The organism is Micromonospora sp. NPDC023956 (genome assembly GCF_040639195.1).
Classification (GTDB): domain Bacteria; phylum Actinomycetota; class Actinomycetes; order Mycobacteriales; family Micromonosporaceae; genus Micromonospora.
On the sequence record NZ_JBEZZN010000010.1, the window covers coordinates 33,455 to 50,325 of the forward strand.

The following is a 16,871-nucleotide window of genomic DNA, read 5'->3' on the forward strand; positions in this document are numbered from 1 at the left end:
ATGGGTGGCCGGCTGACCTTCGGACTGCTCGGACCGGTACAGGTCTGGGCGGACGGTCAGCCGGTTCCGGCCGGGCCGCCCCGGCAGCGCGCGGTACTCGCCGCCCTGCTCCTGCACCTCAACCGGATCACCCCGGTCGACGACATCGTCGACCTGCTGTGGGGCGACGACCCGCCGCGCACCGCCCGCAAGAACGTGCAGCTGTACGTGTGGCGCCTGCGCCAGCTGACAGGTGACCGGTTGGCCTCCGACCCGCCCGGCTACCGGATCGCCGTCGACCCGGACGACCTCGACGTGACCCGGTTCGACGCCCTGCTGGAGGCCGGCCGCGCCGCCGTACGCGCCGGTCTGACCCCGCGCGCCGCCACGCTCTACCGGTCCGCGCTGGACCTGTGGCGGGGCGCTCCGCTGGCCGACGTGGCGGGACTGGGCGGGTTCGGCGGCAGTGTCGCCTGGCTGGCCCGGCGGCGGCTGACGGCGTACGAGGAGCACGTCGACGTCGAACTCGACCTGGGCCGGCACGACGAGATGCTGGTGGTGCTGGACGAACTCGTGGCCCGGTACCCGCTGCACGAACGCTTCGTCGAGCAGCAGGTGATGACGCTGCACCACCTCGGTCGGCGCGGCGAGGCCGTCGACGCGTACCGGAGTTACCGTCGGGCGCTGGCCGACGAACTGACCATGGAACCGGGTCCGGTGCTGCACCGGCTCGCCGAGTTGGCCCGCCGGCCGAACCCGTCCGCGACCACCCCGGGGCGGTCCGCCCGTACCGCCGTCCGGGAGTTGCCGCACACCGCCCCGGTGCTCGTCGGACGGGACCGGGCCCTCGCCGGGCTGCGCGCGGCGCTGACCGCCCGGCCGGGGGACGCGTTGACCGCCACGCCGGGGCGGCCGATGCCGCTGTACGTGGTCACCGGGCCGGCCGGCGTCGGCAAGTCGGCCCTGGCGGTGCAGGCCGCGCACCAGGTGGCCGACTCCTTCCCGGACGGGCAGCTCTACGTCGACCTGCGGGGCGCGACAGCCGGCACCAGCCCGCTCCCGCCACTGGCCGCGCTGGGCCGGTTCCTCCGGGTGCTCGGCGTGGCCGAGCCGGCGATCCCCACCGACGTGGCGGAGGCCTCGGCCGCGCTGCGCTCCCTGCTCGCCGACCGGCGGGTGCTGCTGGTCCTCGACAACGCCCACGACGCCGCCCAGGTACGACCCCTCGTCCCGGCCGCCGACGGCTGCGCGGTCCTGGTGACCTCGCGACGGAAGCTCACCGACGTCGACGGGGCCAGCTACCTGGAACTCGACGTGCTCGACGACGCCGACGCCGTCGACCTGCTCCGCCGGCTCGCCGGCCACCTCCGGGTGGACGCCGAGGAGGACACCGCGGCCCGGCTGGTCCGCCGGCTCGGCGGGCTGCCGCTGGCCGTCCGGATCGCCGGGGCCCGGCTGGCCGCCCGACCGGCCTGGAGCCTGGCCACCCTGGACGACCGCCTGCGCGACGAGCACCGACGACTGCACGAACTGCGCCTGGGCGACATCGCGGTACGCACCAGTTTCCTGGTCAGCTACCAGCACCTGACGCATCCGCTGGCACCCCGGCTGTTCCGGCTCGTCGGTGCCGTCGACAGCATGGACGTCACCTGCGAGGTGGCCGCCGCGCTGCTCGACGTCGACCCGCCCCGGGCCCTCGACGCGCTCGACGAACTGGTCGACGCGCGGCTGCTCGACGAGACCACTGCCGGCCGGTACGCCATGCACGACCTGATCCGGCTCTTCGCCCGCGAGCGGGCCGACGAGGAGCCGGACCAGGTCCGCGCGGCGGCGGTGGACCGGCTGCTCGCGTACTGCCTGGAGCGGACCCGCCAGGCGTTGGGCCTGCTCCGTCCCGGCACCCGGGTACCGGCCGTCACCGGTCCGTCCGCCTTCGACGACGCCGCGACGGCGCTGGCCTGGTTGTCCGCCGAGCGACCGAACCTGGTGGCGGCGGTCGTCCAGGCCGCCAGGGCGGAGGCCACCGCCCGCGCCGGCGTCGACCTGGCCGACAGCCTCTTCCTCTTCTTCGAGATGCGCGGCCACGTGGACGACTGGGTCACCGTGGACCGGGCCGGGGTGGCTGCGGCGGAGCGGCTCGGCGACCCGGTGGCGCAGGCCCGACTGCTGCACGACCTGGCGGTGGCCCACTTCCACCGCAACCGCACCGACGAGGCGACACCCCTGCTCCGGCGCAGCCTGGAGATCAGCGAGGCGGCCGGCGACGACGAGGGTCGGGCCCGCGCGCTCAACCAGCTCGGCGTCCTGCACGGCATGGCCGGTGAGTACGACGAGTCGGCCGCCTGCTTCAAGCGGAGCCTACGACTGCGTCGACGCCTCGGTGACCTGCGCTCCTGCGCCGCGACCACCGGCAACATCGGGATGGCGTACCGGCTCGCCGGCCGCCACGAGGAGGCGGTCCGGTTCTGCCGGACGGCGGTCCGCCTCGCCCGCCGCAGTCAGGCCCCCGAGATCGAGGCGAACGCGTTGGGCAACCTCGGCGAGGTGCAGTGCCTGCTCGGGCGCTACCACTCCGCGCTGCGCTACCTGCGCCGTGGTCTGGCCGTCGCCGGGGTGCCGGTCAACGAGCGCAACCGGGGCAGCATGATGGGCACCCTGGCCGACGCCTGCCTGGGCGCCGGGCAGGTCGAATCGGCGATCCGCTACGCCGAGCTGGCCGTGGAGGCGATGCGCCAGGCCGAGTTCCGGCACGGGGAGGCGGTGGCGCTGCGGCGGCTCGGCCTGATGCTCTGCCGGCACGGCGACGTCGACCGGGGGGTACGCCGGCTGCGGCTGGCCCTGGCCGTCTTCACCGACGTGGGCAGCCCCGAGGCCGACGAGGTCCGCGCGGAACTCCGGTCCCGGTTCGGGCTCCGGGACGACGACCCCTGTCCGGCCGGCACGGCCGGTTCGCCGCTTCGGCGTACCCCCCGCGGCGCGTCCCGCGAGCGCCGGTAGCCCGTCGGCCACCGGCCGGGGCGACCTGCGCCCCCGCCCAGCCGGCCCGTCCGGTCACGCCCCCGCCCAGCCGGCCCGTCCGGTCACGCCCCCGCCCAGCCGGCCCGTCCGGTCACGCCCCCGCCCAGCCGGCCCGTCCGGTCACGACGTCGAGCCGGAGCTGTCCGGTGCCGGTGGTCGTTCAGCTCCGCCCGTCCGGGTCGCCGGGGAACCAGCCGGCCCGGCCGAGGGCGGCCGGCAGGCGGGTCCTGCCGAGCTGCTCGCCGATCCAGGCCGCCGTCTCGATCACCTTCCGCGGGTCGAGGCCGGTCGGGTGGCCGGAGCGGTGCAGCGCGTAGGTCAGATCCTCGGTCGCCACGTTGCCGGTGGCCGCCGGGGCGAAGGGGCAGCCCCCGATGCCGCCGACGCTCGCGTCGAGCACGGTCACGCCGGCCTCCACCGCCGCCAGCGCGTTGGCGATCCCGGTGTTGCGCGTGTCGTGGAAGTGGGCGCGCAGCGACACGCCCGGAGCAGCCGCGCGCACCGCCGCCACCACCTGCCGGACCTGCGCCGGAACGCCGACCCCGATGGTGTCCGCCAGGGCGATCTCGTCGGGCTCCGCGTCGGTCAGCCGGCGGACCAGTTCGCCGACGGTCGCCGGGGAGACGTCGCCCTCGAAGGGGCAGCCGAAGGCGGCGGCCACGGTGACGCTGACCCGCACGCCGGCCGCGTGGGCGTCCCGCGCGATGTCGGACCAGGCCCGGACCATCTCGTCGACGGAGGCGCCCTGGTTGCGTCGGCTGAAGGTCTCGGTGGTGACCACCACGCAGTTCACCTCGTCCACCCCGGCCGCGAGCGCCCGGTCCAGCCCGCGTCGGTTGAGCACCAGTCCGATGTACGACACGTCGTCGCGCCGGGGCACCGCGGCCATGACGGCTTCCGCGTCGGCCATCTGGGGCACCCGGTCGGCGCGGACGAACGAGACCGCCTCGATCCGCCGGGCGCCCGCCTCGACGCACCGCTGGATGAGCGCGACCTTGCTCTCCGTCGACAGGATCTCGGGTTCGTTCTGCAGACCGTCCCGAGGAGACACTTCCACCACTTCAACCGCCATGTGTATACAATCTCAGACCGTCGGGGGACGCGGCAAGGACACTGCCGCAGGCCGCTCACACAACGGAGGCACCGGTGACGAATGCTGCGGAGGACGCCTACGAGGCGTTACGGAGTGCCATTCTCAGTGGCACGATCCGTCCGCGTGAGCGCCTCGGCGAGGTGGAACTGTCCCGGCAGTTCGGGGTGAGCCGGACCCCGGTCCGGGAGGCCCTGCGCCGGCTCACCGCCGAGGGTCTCGTCGTGTCCCAGCCCAACCGTGGGGCGCGGGTGGCGGAGTGGTCGCTCGCCGATCTCCAGGAGATCTACGAGATCCGGGCCCGCCTGGAGAGCTACGGCGCGGCCCTGGCCGCCAAGCGGATCGACGCCGCCTGTCTGCCCCGGCTGGACCTGCTCTGCGACCAGATGGAGGAGCGGGCGCAGCGGGGCACCGACCAGGATCTGGAGCAGATCGCCACCCTGAACGCCGAACTGCACTCCCTGGTCGTCAGCGCCGCCGCCAGTTCCCGGCTCAGCTCGCTGCTGTCGGCGGTGGTGGAGGTTCCCCTCGTCGTCCGGGCGTTCCGTCTCTACACTCCGGACGCGCTGGCCCGCAGCATGGCGCACCACCGGGACCTGGTGGCGGCGCTGAAGGCCGGGGACGCCGAGTGGGCGTCGAGCACGATGCGGGCGCACGTACTGGCCGCCCGGACGGTGCTGCTGGACGGCATGGTGGGGCGTACCGACTTCTGACGGGTCGGCGGGCACCGCCGGGTGGTCGCCAGCCGGGCACCGTCGGGTGGTCAGCCGGCGGGGCACCGCCGGGTGGTCAGCTCCCGGCGGCGCCCGGCTTGATGCAGGCGACCTCGCGTCCTTCGTCGTACGGCATGAGCCGTACCTCGGTCTGCACACAACGGTCCTCGCCGACCGGGCACCGTCCATACAGGACGCAGCCCTGCACCAGCGTGGTCGGGCTCAGCGGATCACCGACCAGCCGGGCCGGCGGCATCTCCTCGTCGGGGTCGACGGAGAGGGCCGCGGCCAGCAACGCCCGGGTGTACGGGTGCTGCGGGTCGGCGAAGACCCGCTCGGAGGGGCCGGTCTCGACGACGCGTCCCCGGTACATGACCGCGATCCGGTCACTGACGTACCGGACGGTGTGGATGTCGTGCGAGATGAACAGGTAGCCCATGCCGAGTTCGGCCTGGAGGTCCGCCAGGAGTTGCAGGATCTGGGCGCGGACCGAGAGGTCGAGCGACGAGGTGGGCTCGTCGAGGACGATCAGGGACGGCTCGGTGACGATGGCCCGGGCGATGCCCACCCGCTGCTGCTGCCCACCGCTGAGTTCACCGGGATACCGGCGCGCCATGTCGGGCGCGAGCCCGACCTGCTCGATGACCCGGTCGACCCGGGCCCGACGGTCCTGGGCGGACGTCTTCGGCCGGTGGATGGCCAGCGGCTCGCCGACGATGTCGGCGACGCGCATGCGCGGGTTCAACGACTCGAACGGCTCCTGGAAGATGATCTGGAGCCGGGCCCGTAGCCGCCGCAGGTCGGGGCCCCGGAGCGCGAGCACGTCGGTGTCCTCGAAGCGGACCGAGCCACGGGTCGGCTCGATCAGCCGCAGGGCCAACCGGCCCAACGTCGACTTCCCGGACCCGCTCTCCCCGATGATCGCCAACGTCTCGCCGGCGTCCACCGAGAGGGACACGTCGTCGAGCGCGTAGACCCGGGTGGAGCCACCGAGGTCGAACTCCTTGCTGACGTTCGTCAGTTCCAGCAGGCTCACCGGACGGCCTCCCTCTCCTCGGGCCTCTCCTCGGGCAGGTGGCACCAGTACGTCTGACCGGACGCCACCGTCACCGCCTCGGGAACCACGTGGCCGCAGGGCTCGAAGGCGTGCGGGCACCGCGCCCGGAAGGGGCACCCGGTCGGGTAGTCGACGAGGTCCGGGAGCCGCCCGGTGAGGTGCACCAGCGGCCGGCCCGGCCGGGGAATGGCCCGGACGAGCGCCTGCGTGTACGGGTGGCGCGGCGTGTTGAGCACCTCCCGGACCGTCCCGTGTTCGATGACCTTGCCGGCGTACATGACGACCACCCGGTCGCAGTACTGGGCCACCACCCCGAGATCGTGGGTGACCAGCAGCATCGACCGGCCGTGCTCGCGGACCAGACCCCGGATGAGGTCGAGGATCTGCCGTTGCACGGTCAGGTCCAGACCGGTGGTCGGCTCGTCGGCGATGACGAAGGCCGGGTTGAGCAGCATCGCCATGGCGATGACGACCCGCTGGGCCATGCCGCCGCTGAGCTGGTGGGCGTAGCCGTCGAGCACCCGGTCCGGCCCGGCGATGCCGACGTCCGCCAGCGCGGCGCGGGCCCGGTCCCGGACCTCGCCGTCGGACTTCGCGCCGTGCGCGGCCAGGATGGTGCCGAACTGCCGGTGGATCCGCATCACCGGGTTCAGCGCGCTGAACGGGTTCTGCGCGATGAAGCCGATCTCCTTGCCGCGCAGCCGGCGCAGCTCCGTACGGCGCAGGCCGAGCAGGTCGACGCCGTCGAAGCGGACGGTGCCGTCCACCACCCGCCCCGGGGGGCGGACCAGGCCGAGGATCGACCGGATGGTGACCGACTTCCCGCACCCGCTCTCGCCGACCACGCCGACGACCTCGGCCCGGTCGACGTGGAAGTCGACGCCGTTGACCGCGTGCACCACGCCGTCCGGGGTGTCGAACCGCGTGGTCAGGCCGCTCACCTCGAGAAGACGGCTCCCCGGCCCGCCGTTCTCCGGCAAGGTGGGGCGGGCGCGCGGGCGACGCAGCGCGTCCAGGGCACTCACCGTTGCCTCGCCCGGCCGAAGGTGTCCTGCAACTCGTCGCTGATGGCGTTGAAGCACAGCACGGTCAGGAAGATGGCCAGGCCCGGGAAGACCGAGACCCACCACTGGCCGGTCGCCATGTTCTGCGCTCCTGTCTGGATCATGGCTCCCCAGCTGGCGTCGGCGGCGTTGATGCCGATGCCGAGGAAGGAGAGCGAGGCGATCACCACGATCGAGTGCGCCACCGCCAGCGACGCCTGGGCCAGGATGATGCCGGTCATGTTCGGCAGGACGTGCCGGAACATGACGCGCGGCCCGGTCGCCCCGATGGCGTGCGCCGCCTCGATGTACCGGCTCTCCCGGATGGTCAGGCCCTCGCTGCGGACCAGCCGGACGAACCGGGGGACGTTGATGATGGCGATGGCGACGACGACGTTCTCGATGTTGTTCCCCATCAGCGCGACCAGGGCGATGGCGAGGATGAGCAGCGGGAAGGCCTGGAAGACGTCGAGCGCGCGGACGACGCGTTCCCCCCAGGGCCCCCGGTGCAGGGCGGCCAGCCCGAGCAGCACCCCGATCACGAGGGAGATCACCATGCCGGCGAGCGCCAGCGGGATGTCCACCCCCGCCGAGGCCACCAGCCGGCTGAACACGTCGAGCCCGAACTTGTCGGTGCCCATCCAGTGCTCGCCGTCCGGTGGCGCGAGCGTGTTGGGCAGCGGCTCGGCGGGGTCGTGCGGCAGCGGGGCGAGGTAGGCCGCCGCCAGCATGGCGGTGAGGATGCCGGTGGGCACCCACAGCCGCAGCCGTCCGCGACCCCGGCGTCGTTTCCTCGTCACGCCGGTGGTGACCGTGGTGGGGTCGGCGGCCAGGGTCTCAGTCATAACGCACCCTCGGATCGAGCACCGCGACCAGGATGTCCAGTGCGGTGAAGGCCAACAGGGTCGCCAGGCCGGCGGCCAGGATGAAGCCCTGGACGGCCGGCATGTCGAGCTGGAGGATGGAGTCGATCGCCCACTCCCCGAAGCCACCCCACGAGAAGATGGTCTCGATGATCGCCGCGCCGCCGAGCAGCGCGGCGAGGAGGATGCCCCCGTAGGTCAGGATCGGGGTCCGCGCCTGCCGGAAGGCGTACGCGAGGACGGTCCGCTCCGGCAGGCCACAGGCCCGCGCGAACTCGACCTGCTTGGACTCCAGGGCCGGCACCAGCGAGGCGTACGTGCTGCGGGCGAAGTACGCCGAGTAGTAGATGCCGAGCGTCAGCACCGGCAGCATCGAGTGGGCCACCGCCGACCGGAAGACCTGCATGTCACCGGAGATCAGCGAGTCGACCAGCAGTGCCCCGGTCACGGTCGGCGGCGGCTCGTCCATCAGACCGAGCCGGCCCACCGGGGCCGGTGCCCATCCGGCGAGGTAGAAGCAGAGGTAGATGAGGAGCAGGGCCAGGAAGAAGTCCGGGATCGACTGGAACGTGGTGATGACGAACCGGGAGGTCCGGTCGGCCATCGTGCCCTTGTAGTACGCCCCGAGCGTGCCGAGGCCCACCCCGAGGAGCGCGGCGATGGTGAGGGAGAGGAAGACCAGTTCGAGCGTGGCCGGGGCGAACCGCATGATCTCGGAGAGGATCGGCCGGTCGGTGTAGTACGACGAGCCGAGGTCACCACGGACCAGGTTGGCGACGTAGTCGACGAACCGCTCCCACAGCGGCCGGTCCAGGCCGAGCCGGCGTTCGATCGCGGCGATCTCCTCCGGCGAGGCGGCCGGGCCCGCGATGACCCCGACCGGGTTGCCCGGCAGGGCGTTGACCAGCAGGAACGCCAGGATGATGACGGACAGCAGCCCGACCGGCAGGAAGAGCACCCGTCGTCGCGCGTAACCGAGGACCCGCATCACACACCTCCCGGTCCGAGTAGGGTCGTCGCCTCGTCCAGGGTCACGACCTCGGCGTACTTGGCCCCGAGGTCGAAGAGCGCGGCGGAGTGCGGCCGCGGGTCCCGGTCCAGGCACGCGTCGGCGACGACGAGCGGGACGAATCCGTGTTGTAACGCGTCCACCGCGCTCGCCCGGACGCACCCGCTGGTCGACGCGCCCGCGACGAGCAGGGCGTCCACGCCCAGCACCCGCAGGCTGCTGGCCAGGCTGGTGCCGAAGAACGCGCTGGCGTACTGCTTGGTCACGACCAGTTCGCCGGCCGCCGGGGCCAGACTGGGCGGCGCCTCGGCGAAGGCGCTGCCCTGCTCGAAGACCCGCAGCGCCGGCACCTTACGGGTGAACAGGCCCCCGTCGGCCCCGCCCGGGGCGAGGAGCACCCTGGTGTGCACCACCGGCGTGCCGTGCCGCCGGGCGGCGTCGAGCAGCGCGGCGCTGGCCCGCAGGGCCGGCGGATCCGGCGAGCCGGCGTAGAGCGGTGACGCCGGGTCGAGGTAGGCCCGGACGAAGTCGACCAGCAGGAGCGCGCGGCGGGTGCCGCGCCCCAGGTCACCGCCGAAGCCGGCCCGGCGGTAGTCCGCGTCGAGGTCGTTCACCGCGTTCGCCTCCTAGATGACGCCGCTGGCGCGTAGTTTGTCGATCTCGTCGGTGGCCAGGCCGACCACGTCGGTCAGCACCTCGTCGGTGTGTTCGCCGAGTTGCGGGCCGGTCCACTTGATCCGGCCGGGGGTCCTGGACAGCCTCGGCACGACGTTCTGCATGGGGAACTCGCCGAACTCGGGGTGGTCGAGCCGGACGATCGCCTCGCGGGCGGCGAAGTGCGCGTCGCCCAGCATCTCCGGGGCGCGGTAGACCCGGCCCACCGGCACGTCGTGCTTGACCAGCACCGTCATCAGGTGCTCGGTGTCGTACCGGCACGACCACTGCGAGATGATCTCGTCCAGTTCGACCTGGTGGCGACCGCGCGCGGCGTGGGTGGCGAAGCGCGGGTCGGTGCCGAGGTCGGCCAGGTCCATCGCCACCGCCAGCCGCCGGAACACGGTGTCCTGGTTGGCCGCGATGAGCAGCAGCCCGTCGTCGCGGGTCGGGTAGACGTTGGACGGGGCGATGTTGGGCAGGATGGCGCCGGTGCGCTCGCGCACGTGACCGCCGAGCGCGTACTCCGGCAGCAGCGACTCCATCATCGCCAGCACCGCCTCGTAGATCGCCGAGTCGACGACCTGACCGCGACCGCTCTGGTCGCGGACCCGCAGGGCGAGCACCGCGCCGAGCGCGGCGAAGGTGCCGGCGAGCGAGTCGCCGAGGCTGATCCCCACCCGGCTCGGCGGGGTCTGCGGGTCGCCGACGACGTACCGCAGGCCGCCCATCGCCTCGCCGACCGAGCCGTAGCCGGGTCGCTTCGAGTACGGTCCGGTCTGGCCGAAGCCGGACACCCGGACCATGACCAGACCGGGGTTGTCCGCCGAGATCTCCTCGTACCCGAGGCCCCAGCGTTCCATGGTCCCGGGCCGGAAGTTCTCGACCACCACGTCGCTCTGCGCGATCAGTTGCCGGGCGACCTCCTGCCCTTCGGGCGTCCGCAGGTCTACGGTGATCGACTTCTTGTTGCGCGCCACGATCGGCCACCACAACGACTTGCCGTGCGACTTCTCCTGGCCCCACTCGCGCATCGGGTCGCCCTGGCGCGGCGGTTCGCACTTGATCACCTCGGCGCCGAAGTCGGCCAGCAGTTGGCTGCAGAAGGGGCCCGCGAGCAGAGACCCGAACTCGACTACGCGTACGCCGTGGAGCGGTCCTTCGTGGTGCTGATCGCTAGACATGGACACCTCTCATAGCAGGCCACCCGAGCGGCTCTTGTATACAACAGTCGTACGCCACCCGCTGTCAACAGCGGTTTTACCGAAGGGAGATCCACATCAGGATCTCGCTGCATACAGGACAGTCAGGGGCGCTTCCTACCGATCACGCCTTCGCGGCCAGTCGCCGACCGAGCAGACGACCGAACGCCAGCGCCGGCGTCACCGCCATCCCCCCGCAGAACGCGGCCCCGCTGGTGGCCCCCATGCCGATCGCCTCGCCGAGGGCGTACAACCCCGGAACGACCCCGCCGCCGTCGCGCCGGACCCGGAAGCCGGTGTCGACGTCCAGCCCGCCGAAACTGCAGAGCAGCGCCGCTACCGACCGCACCGCGTAGTAGGGCGGTCGGGTCACCCGGTGGTCGAGCACCCGGCGACCCAGCGGGTCCGCGCCCTCGTCGACCGCCCGGTGGTACGCCCCTACGGTGTGCAGCAGCCCGTCCGGGTCGATCCCGGCGCGACGGGCGAGGCCGGGAAGGTCGTCGGCGACCCAGGCGACGTCCCCGCGCCGCGCCTCCTCGCGCAGCCGCTCCGCCCCCCACCGGGGCACCAGCGGGGCCCCCGCGTCGATGCTCGCCTCGTCGAACACGATCCAGAACTCGGCACCGGGCTGCTCCTGCACGACCCGCTCGTGGCACGTCACGTCGTCGAGGTCCTCGGCGGTGAACCGCTCACCTCGCGCGTTCACCCAGATCTCCCGGGGCGGGCGTTCGGCGGGCGCGAGGTTGGCCAACGCCGACCAGAGGTCCACCCGTCCGGGATCGGAACGGCGTTCGAGCAGGCCGAGGCGGGGAGTGTGGAGTTCGGCGAAGCGGACGACGGCACCGAGCGGCGAGGCCATCTCGATGGCGTCCCCGGTCGAGGTCTCCACCGCGTTGGTCACCAGCCGTGGGTTACCGGGGGTCAGCGCGGCGAAGAGCCCGGGATTGGCTCCGTACCCGCCCGACGCAAGGACCGTGACGCCGGCGCGCAGTTCGCGGGGTCCGTCGGCGGTCTGCACGACCGCACCGGTCACCGCACCGCCACCGGTGGTGAGCTCGACGGCGCGGGACCGCAGCCGCAGGGTGACATTGCCGGCGGCGACCTGCTCGTCGAGCAGTGGCCGGAGCGTCTCCCGGATCGACTGGCCGTGCGCGACCCCCCAGTAGGTCCGGGGCCGGGAGTACGGGGAGTGTCCGTGGTAGACCACCGGGGTGCCCGGTGCGAACGGGAAACCGTTCTCGTCCAACCAGTCGACCAGACCGGGGGCCTCGTCGACCGCCAGCCGGATGAGGGCGGCGTCCCCCTCGTGGTGCCCGATCCGCATCACGTCGGCGAAGTGCCGGTCGGGGTCGTCGTCGATACCCGCCTGACGCTGGCGGCGGGTGCCGGCGGCGCTCATGTGGCCGGCGGAGACCCGCAACGTCCCCCCGATGTCGTCGGCGGCGTCCACCAGCTCGACCCGCAGGCCCGCCCGCGCCGCCTCGATCGCGACGGGCAGACCGGCGGTACCGGCTCCCACCACCAGCAGGTCCGCGTCCTCGCTCACGGCGCACCCCCGACCCCGGTGACGAAGGACGACACCACCGAGGCGTACTCCTCCGGCACCCGCCACGGCAGTTGCCCGGTGGTGTCGGTCAGTCGGACGGCCTTCGCGTCGGGACGGATCGTCAGCGCGAGCGCGTCGCAGTGGGCCAGCATGTCCCGTTCGGCGGTGAGCAGGAGCACCGGGCAGGGCGCGGTCCGCAGGGGCTCGGTCGGGTCGTACCGGAAGGCCGCCCGGTACGCCCAGTTGTAGCGCCCGAACACCGAGGCGATGTTCGCCACCGCGAGGTTGACCAGCTCCGGGGGTGCCTCCCAGATGTCCAGGTACCGTTCCCAGAGGTCGCGCAGGTGCCCACCGGCCGGATCGACCGGCTTGTCCGGTGCCCAGGAGGCGCCCAGCCGCTCCCGTTCGGCCCGGTCGAGGACCAGCCCGGACAGGATCGCGTGGGTGACCCGGCCGGGCGGCGCGAGCCGGGCGACCTCCAGCGCCAGGGACGCACCGGTGTGCTGTCCGGCGACGGCGAACTCCCCGATGCCCAGCGCGTCGATCGCGTCGAGCAGCCGGCGCGCGTAGCCGGTGATGTCCAGCGGCTCGGCCGGCGGGTCGGAGAGCCCGTATCCGGGCGTGTCGAAGGCGAAGGCGCGCAGCGAACGCCCGAGGGCGGGCAGGGCCGGTGCGAAGACGTTGGACGCCTGCGGCGACTCGTGGAACAGCGCGAGGGCAGGTCCCCGGGTACCGCTGGTCCGGTAGTGGACCTGCGCGCCTTCCGGGCCGACATATCCGCGCATGTCACCTCCCTCGTGGTCGTCGGGTGGGTGGTTCGGGCGGCGGCTCCCCCGCCGGCGACGGTGGACCGGACGCCCGAGGCGGTGGACCGGACGCCGGAGGCGGCTCGGCCGCCGCTGCTCCGGGCGTGCCCCGCTTCGGTGAGGTGGACCGCGCCGACCGGCTCCGTGGCGTGCGGGGCACGGCAGCCTCGGGCACCGCCGGGCCGGCCGGCTCTCCGGCGGGGGCGTCCCCGGTCTTCCCGCCCGGCTCGTCCCCGGCGGGCGTGCTCGCGGCGGGCGTCGCCGCGGCGGGGGCCTCCCCGACGGCGGTCCTGCCGCCGGGCGTGTCCCCGGCCGGCGGCACGCCGGCGGGCACCTCGTGGTCGGTGTCGCGCAGGACGGTCGTCGGTACGGCGGGTCGACCGATGACGGTCGAGGTGATCGTCCCGCCGACCGCGGCGACCGCCTGCCGGGCACTCTCGACCGCCGTCGTCACCGACGCCATGTCGCCGGTGAACGACACCGCGACGAGACCGTCGCCGATCCGCTGGACGCCGATCACCGTCACCTCGGCCGCCTTCGCCATCACGTCGACGGCGACGATCGACGCGGCCAGTCCTCGCGCCTCGACCATGCCGAGGGCACCCGCATCCCACAGGTCCACGTCAGTCCTTCACATAGTTGACCCACGCCTCGGACTCCAACCGGTCGACGATCGCGACGATGGTGGAGTCCACGGGCGCCTGACTGGATTGCCGCTCCGCCAGCCGCGCGGCGCCACCCGTCGCGACCAGGACGACCTCTCCCCTGCCGGCGCCGACGGTGTCGACCGCGACATACGGCTCTGCGGCGTGCGTCTCACCCAGCGGCGCGACGACGAGCAGTTTGGCTCCGGTCAGCGCCTCGGACTTGACGGTGCTGACCACCGACCCGATCACCCGGGCGATACGCACGCCGATTCACCTCGTTCCGTTAGCGCCGGTTGGACCAGGGTGTCTTCTCGAACGCCTGCCGGACCGCGTCACGGGCCGACTCGACCTCCGCGTGCATGCCGGAGATCCACAACCGTCCGAACTGACCGACCCCCCGGACGTCCACGATCTTGACGTCCGCCGACTTCTCCACCTCGTTGCCGACGGCGGAGATGTAGGCGGCCGGCTCGCACTCGACGACGAGCATCGACTCACCGGCGACCAGCAGGGAGCCCTTCTTGGACCGGTTCACCAGCTGCGCCTGGTAGGCGTCGATGTTGGAGACGATCTTCGCCGAGACGAGTTCCGCGGGCTGGGCGTCCGCCTCGGTCATCCCGAGCAGGTCGAGGATCGTCCGACCGGCCTGGTGGACGGCGTCCTGGGACATCGAGTGCAGCTCCGTCATGCCGTACTGCCGCTCGACGACCTGGGAACCCGGCCGGACACCGGCCCCCTTGACCGCCGCGTCGACCAGGGCGTACACGTCGCTGCCCGGGGAGATCTCCAGGTAGAGCTGACTCATCCCCTCGACGACCGGGTCGCCCGACATCACGCTGCCGAGCAGGGCGGCCATCTGGGGCTGGAGCCGGTCCACGAACGCGTAGGTCCGCAACTCGACGTTGCCGCGCGCCATGTCAGCGCCGACCCACGAGGAGCGCCAGGGTGCCGCTGCGCCGTCGCTCACCGCTCTGGAGCACCCGGCCGGTCGGCGTGGTGACCTCCTCGACGCACTCCCGCTTGCAGGACAGCTCCGAGCAGTCGCCGGTGAACCCGGCGTCCCGGGCGGCCCGGACGAGGTCCATGTCCCGCATCGGGCCCCAGAACGGCTCGTTGTTGTTCCAGGTGTCCCAGTCGATGAGGAACTGCACCAGCGGGTCCAGGCCGGCGTAGCCGGGGAAGTCCGCGTGGATCATCATGCCGCCGGGGGCGAGCAGCCGGTGGCACTCCCGCAGCACGGCGCGGACCGCGTCCGGCGGCATCTCGTGCAGCAGGATGTGCGAGACGACCAGGTCGAAGTGCCCGTCCGGGAACCTCGTGGCCTCCGCGTTCTGCTGCGAGAAGTGCACCTTCCGGCCGAGGGACTCGGCGCGGCCGTGCGCGTACCGGAGCAGCGACGCGCCGACGTCGACCCCGTGCACCTCGGCGTCCGGGTAGGCGTCCACGTACGGCAGGGTCGAGTTGCCCACCCCGCACCCGATCTCCAGGATGCGCTTGGGGCGGAAGTCCCGGTGTTCCTTCTTCAGGTAGTTGTTCACCACGGACTGGCCGTAGTCGTCGTTGAGCGCGCCCATCTGGCCCATGGCGTACACGTAGACGCCCCGGTCGTAGAGCGCCCCGGCGGTGAGGTCCCCGGCCACGTACTCGCTGCGGTAACCACCCGGCATGGCGTGGATGTCGATGCCCCAGAAGTACCAGGGCAGCGTGAACCCCGGGTCGAGTTCGAGCGTGCCCAGTCCCTTCCCGGCCCGCTCCGCCTGCGCCTTCAGGTCGTCGAGCTGCCGGCCGATGCTGTCCGCCACCACGTTCCAGAGCAGGTCCTGGCTGGCCCGGCGCACCGAACTCCAGAGCTGGTAGTACGGCTCGGGTTCCATCGCCCGGCGCACCGACTGCCGGTCGCGGGGCGGGACCCCCTCCTCCTGCTCGTACCGGGGGGCGACGCGGTGCGCGTACAGCTCCCGGACCCCGGGGGTCACCTCGTTGGAGATGTGCGACTTGAGCGCCCGGACGAAGTTCTCCCGCGCGAGTTCGTCGTGGTTCTCCCTCGGCAACAGGCCGTGCCGCTGCTGTTCCTTCACTTCCCCTCCCCCACCTGCGCGAAGGCCTGCTTGATGACCTCCCGGTACGACTCCGGGGTCTCCTCCCGCACGATCTCCTCGCGCCACTCGTAGAAGACCCGCAGCACCCGGGCGACGAAGGCCGCCGCCTCCTCGTCGCGGGCCTGGGCGTCCGCGCCCGAGACGGTGAAGTCGTCCACCGCACCGCGCTCCACCACCCGCCGGTCGGCGAGGAGGTGCTCCAGCGTCATCAGCCGCTCGCGCAGCACCCACACCTCGGACGAGAGGGTGACCAGCGTCGAGACCAGGGCCTCCATGCCCGGCTCGGCGAAGAACTGGGGGCGGGCGCCCTTCGCCTTCTTGGGCAGCAGCTGTCCGGGCAGCGGCTGCGCCTGGTCGGGGCTCCCGACGCCCGGCCCGCCGTAGGCGCCGAGCGCCCGCAACGTCTCGCTGGCGACGGTCGACGCGTCCGCGCCCGGGTTCGCCGACGAGACCGCGGCGGCGATGGTACGGATGGTCCGTTCCGCCTCCTCGGCAGCCGCGCAGCCGCACGAGCAGGCGTCCGCGTCGTCGCAGCCGCCGGAGGTCGCACCGGAGTCGGCCGGGACCGACGGTCGGGCCGGCTCGGCCGGCACGTCCTGTCCGGTCCGGCGGATCTCGACGCCCAGCCCCCGGGCGATGTCCTGGGCGTGCGGCGAGATCAGGTCACGCGGGCCCAGAAGGATTTCGCGCGGCTCGTGCGACCGGGCGACGTCTTCGATATCGACGGCAGTCCACACCCGACTCATGTATCAGCTCCTTCGATGAGCACGCGACGGCCTGGTCAGGCCTTTGTTCCGCCACCCCGGGTCGCCCCGGTGGGCAGGATCGCCTCGACCTCGGTGTGCGGGCGGGGGATGACGTGCACCGAGACGACCTCGCCGAGCCGGGAGGCGCTCGCCGCTCCGGCGTCGGTGGCGGCCTTGACCGCGCCGACGTCGCCCCGGACCACCACGGTGACCAGGCCACCGCCGATGTACTCGGTGCCCACCAGGACGACGGTGGCGGCCTTGACCATCGCGTCGGCGGCCTCGACCGCCGCGACCAGGCCACGGGTCTCGATCATCCCGAGCGCAGAGTTCTGAAGGTCAGCCATTGCAGTTCTCCTTCGAGAGTTCGTCGACGGGCGGATGCCCGCCGTCGTTGCC

General features: G+C 72.8%; 17 protein-coding genes. 2 read left to right on the top strand and 15 right to left on the bottom strand.

Features of this window, described 5'->3' with window-relative positions:
• A complete protein-coding gene (locus tag AB0F58_RS19840) occupies window positions 1–2,976 on the top strand; it encodes a BTAD domain-containing putative transcriptional regulator (protein ID WP_357144661.1) in 2,976 nt (991 codons plus the stop codon).
• Window positions 2,977–3,157: 181 nt separating this feature from the next.
• Here AB0F58_RS19840 and AB0F58_RS19845 read toward each other — a convergent pair whose 3' ends face one another.
• Window positions 3,158–4,069 carry a hydroxymethylglutaryl-CoA lyase gene (locus AB0F58_RS19845; RefSeq protein ID WP_357144664.1) on the bottom strand — a complete coding sequence of 304 codons (912 nt, stop codon included), beginning with the start codon at window positions 4,067–4,069 and terminating at the stop codon, window positions 3,158–3,160.
• 74 nt (window positions 4,070–4,143) lie between these two features.
• On the opposite strand from AB0F58_RS19845, the gene AB0F58_RS19850 reads away from it, so the two are divergent.
• Window positions 4,144–4,800 carry a GntR family transcriptional regulator gene (locus AB0F58_RS19850; RefSeq protein WP_357144667.1) on the top strand — a complete coding sequence of 219 codons (657 nt, stop codon included), beginning with the start codon at window positions 4,144–4,146 and terminating at the stop codon, window positions 4,798–4,800.
• Window positions 4,801–4,876: 76 nt separating this feature from the next.
• Here AB0F58_RS19850 and AB0F58_RS19855 read toward each other — a convergent pair whose 3' ends face one another.
• From AB0F58_RS19855 to AB0F58_RS19920, 14 genes are all read right to left on the bottom strand, one after another.
• The gene (locus tag AB0F58_RS19855) at window positions 4,877–5,836 is read right to left on the bottom strand and encodes an oligopeptide/dipeptide ABC transporter ATP-binding protein (protein WP_357144670.1); all 960 of its coding nucleotides are present in this window, start codon (window positions 5,834–5,836) and stop codon (window positions 4,877–4,879) included.
• The gene (locus tag AB0F58_RS19860) at window positions 5,833–6,882 is read right to left on the bottom strand and encodes an ABC transporter ATP-binding protein (RefSeq protein ID WP_357144673.1); all 1,050 of its coding nucleotides are present in this window, start codon (window positions 6,880–6,882) and stop codon (window positions 5,833–5,835) included. The genes AB0F58_RS19855 and AB0F58_RS19860 overlap by 4 nt, the downstream gene beginning before the upstream one ends.
• The gene (locus AB0F58_RS19865; RefSeq protein ID WP_357144676.1) at window positions 6,879–7,745 is read right to left on the bottom strand and encodes an ABC transporter permease; all 867 of its coding nucleotides are present in this window, start codon (window positions 7,743–7,745) and stop codon (window positions 6,879–6,881) included. The genes AB0F58_RS19860 and AB0F58_RS19865 overlap by 4 nt, the downstream gene beginning before the upstream one ends.
• Window positions 7,738–8,751, bottom strand: a complete 1,014-nt coding sequence (locus tag AB0F58_RS19870; RefSeq protein WP_357144680.1) for an ABC transporter permease — start codon at window positions 8,749–8,751, stop codon at window positions 7,738–7,740. The genes AB0F58_RS19865 and AB0F58_RS19870 overlap by 8 nt, the downstream gene beginning before the upstream one ends.
• Entirely contained in the window at window positions 8,751–9,386 is a 636-nt protein-coding gene (locus AB0F58_RS19875; protein WP_357144683.1) for an isochorismatase family protein, read from the bottom strand. The genes AB0F58_RS19870 and AB0F58_RS19875 overlap by 1 nt, the downstream gene beginning before the upstream one ends.
• 12 nt (window positions 9,387–9,398) lie before the next feature.
• The gene (locus tag AB0F58_RS19880) at window positions 9,399–10,610 is read right to left on the bottom strand and encodes a CoA transferase (RefSeq protein WP_357144686.1); all 1,212 of its coding nucleotides are present in this window, start codon (window positions 10,608–10,610) and stop codon (window positions 9,399–9,401) included.
• Window positions 10,611–10,752: 142 nt separating this feature from the next.
• Window positions 10,753–12,174, bottom strand: a complete 1,422-nt coding sequence (locus tag AB0F58_RS19885) for an FAD-dependent oxidoreductase (RefSeq protein ID WP_357144689.1) — start codon at window positions 12,172–12,174, stop codon at window positions 10,753–10,755.
• Complete coding sequence (locus tag AB0F58_RS19890) at window positions 12,171–12,959, bottom strand: alpha/beta hydrolase (RefSeq protein ID WP_357144692.1); 789 nt, start codon at window positions 12,957–12,959, stop codon at window positions 12,171–12,173. The genes AB0F58_RS19885 and AB0F58_RS19890 overlap by 4 nt, the downstream gene beginning before the upstream one ends.
• Before the next feature lies 1 nt (window position 12,960).
• Entirely contained in the window at window positions 12,961–13,602 is a 642-nt protein-coding gene (locus AB0F58_RS19895) for a BMC domain-containing protein (protein ID WP_357144696.1), read from the bottom strand.
• 1 nt (window position 13,603) lies between these two features.
• Window positions 13,604–13,891, bottom strand: a complete 288-nt coding sequence (locus AB0F58_RS19900; RefSeq protein ID WP_357144699.1) for a EutN/CcmL family microcompartment protein — start codon at window positions 13,889–13,891, stop codon at window positions 13,604–13,606.
• A gap of 19 nt (window positions 13,892–13,910) precedes the next feature.
• The gene (locus AB0F58_RS19905) at window positions 13,911–14,594 is read right to left on the bottom strand and encodes a hypothetical protein (RefSeq protein ID WP_357145226.1); all 684 of its coding nucleotides are present in this window, start codon (window positions 14,592–14,594) and stop codon (window positions 13,911–13,913) included.
• Complete coding sequence (locus tag AB0F58_RS19910; protein ID WP_357144702.1) at window positions 14,545–15,705, bottom strand: class I SAM-dependent methyltransferase; 1,161 nt, start codon at window positions 15,703–15,705, stop codon at window positions 14,545–14,547. Before AB0F58_RS19910 ends, AB0F58_RS19905 begins: the two co-directional genes overlap by 50 nt.
• Window positions 15,702–16,472, bottom strand: a complete 771-nt coding sequence (locus tag AB0F58_RS19915) for a hypothetical protein (RefSeq protein WP_357144705.1) — start codon at window positions 16,470–16,472, stop codon at window positions 15,702–15,704. Before AB0F58_RS19915 ends, AB0F58_RS19910 begins: the two co-directional genes overlap by 4 nt.
• A 35-nt stretch (window positions 16,473–16,507) precedes the next feature.
• On the bottom strand, window positions 16,508–16,819 hold the full coding sequence (locus tag AB0F58_RS19920; protein ID WP_357144708.1) for a BMC domain-containing protein: 312 nt from the start codon (window positions 16,817–16,819) through the stop codon (window positions 16,508–16,510).
• Between the last annotated feature and the right edge of the window lie 52 nt (window positions 16,820–16,871).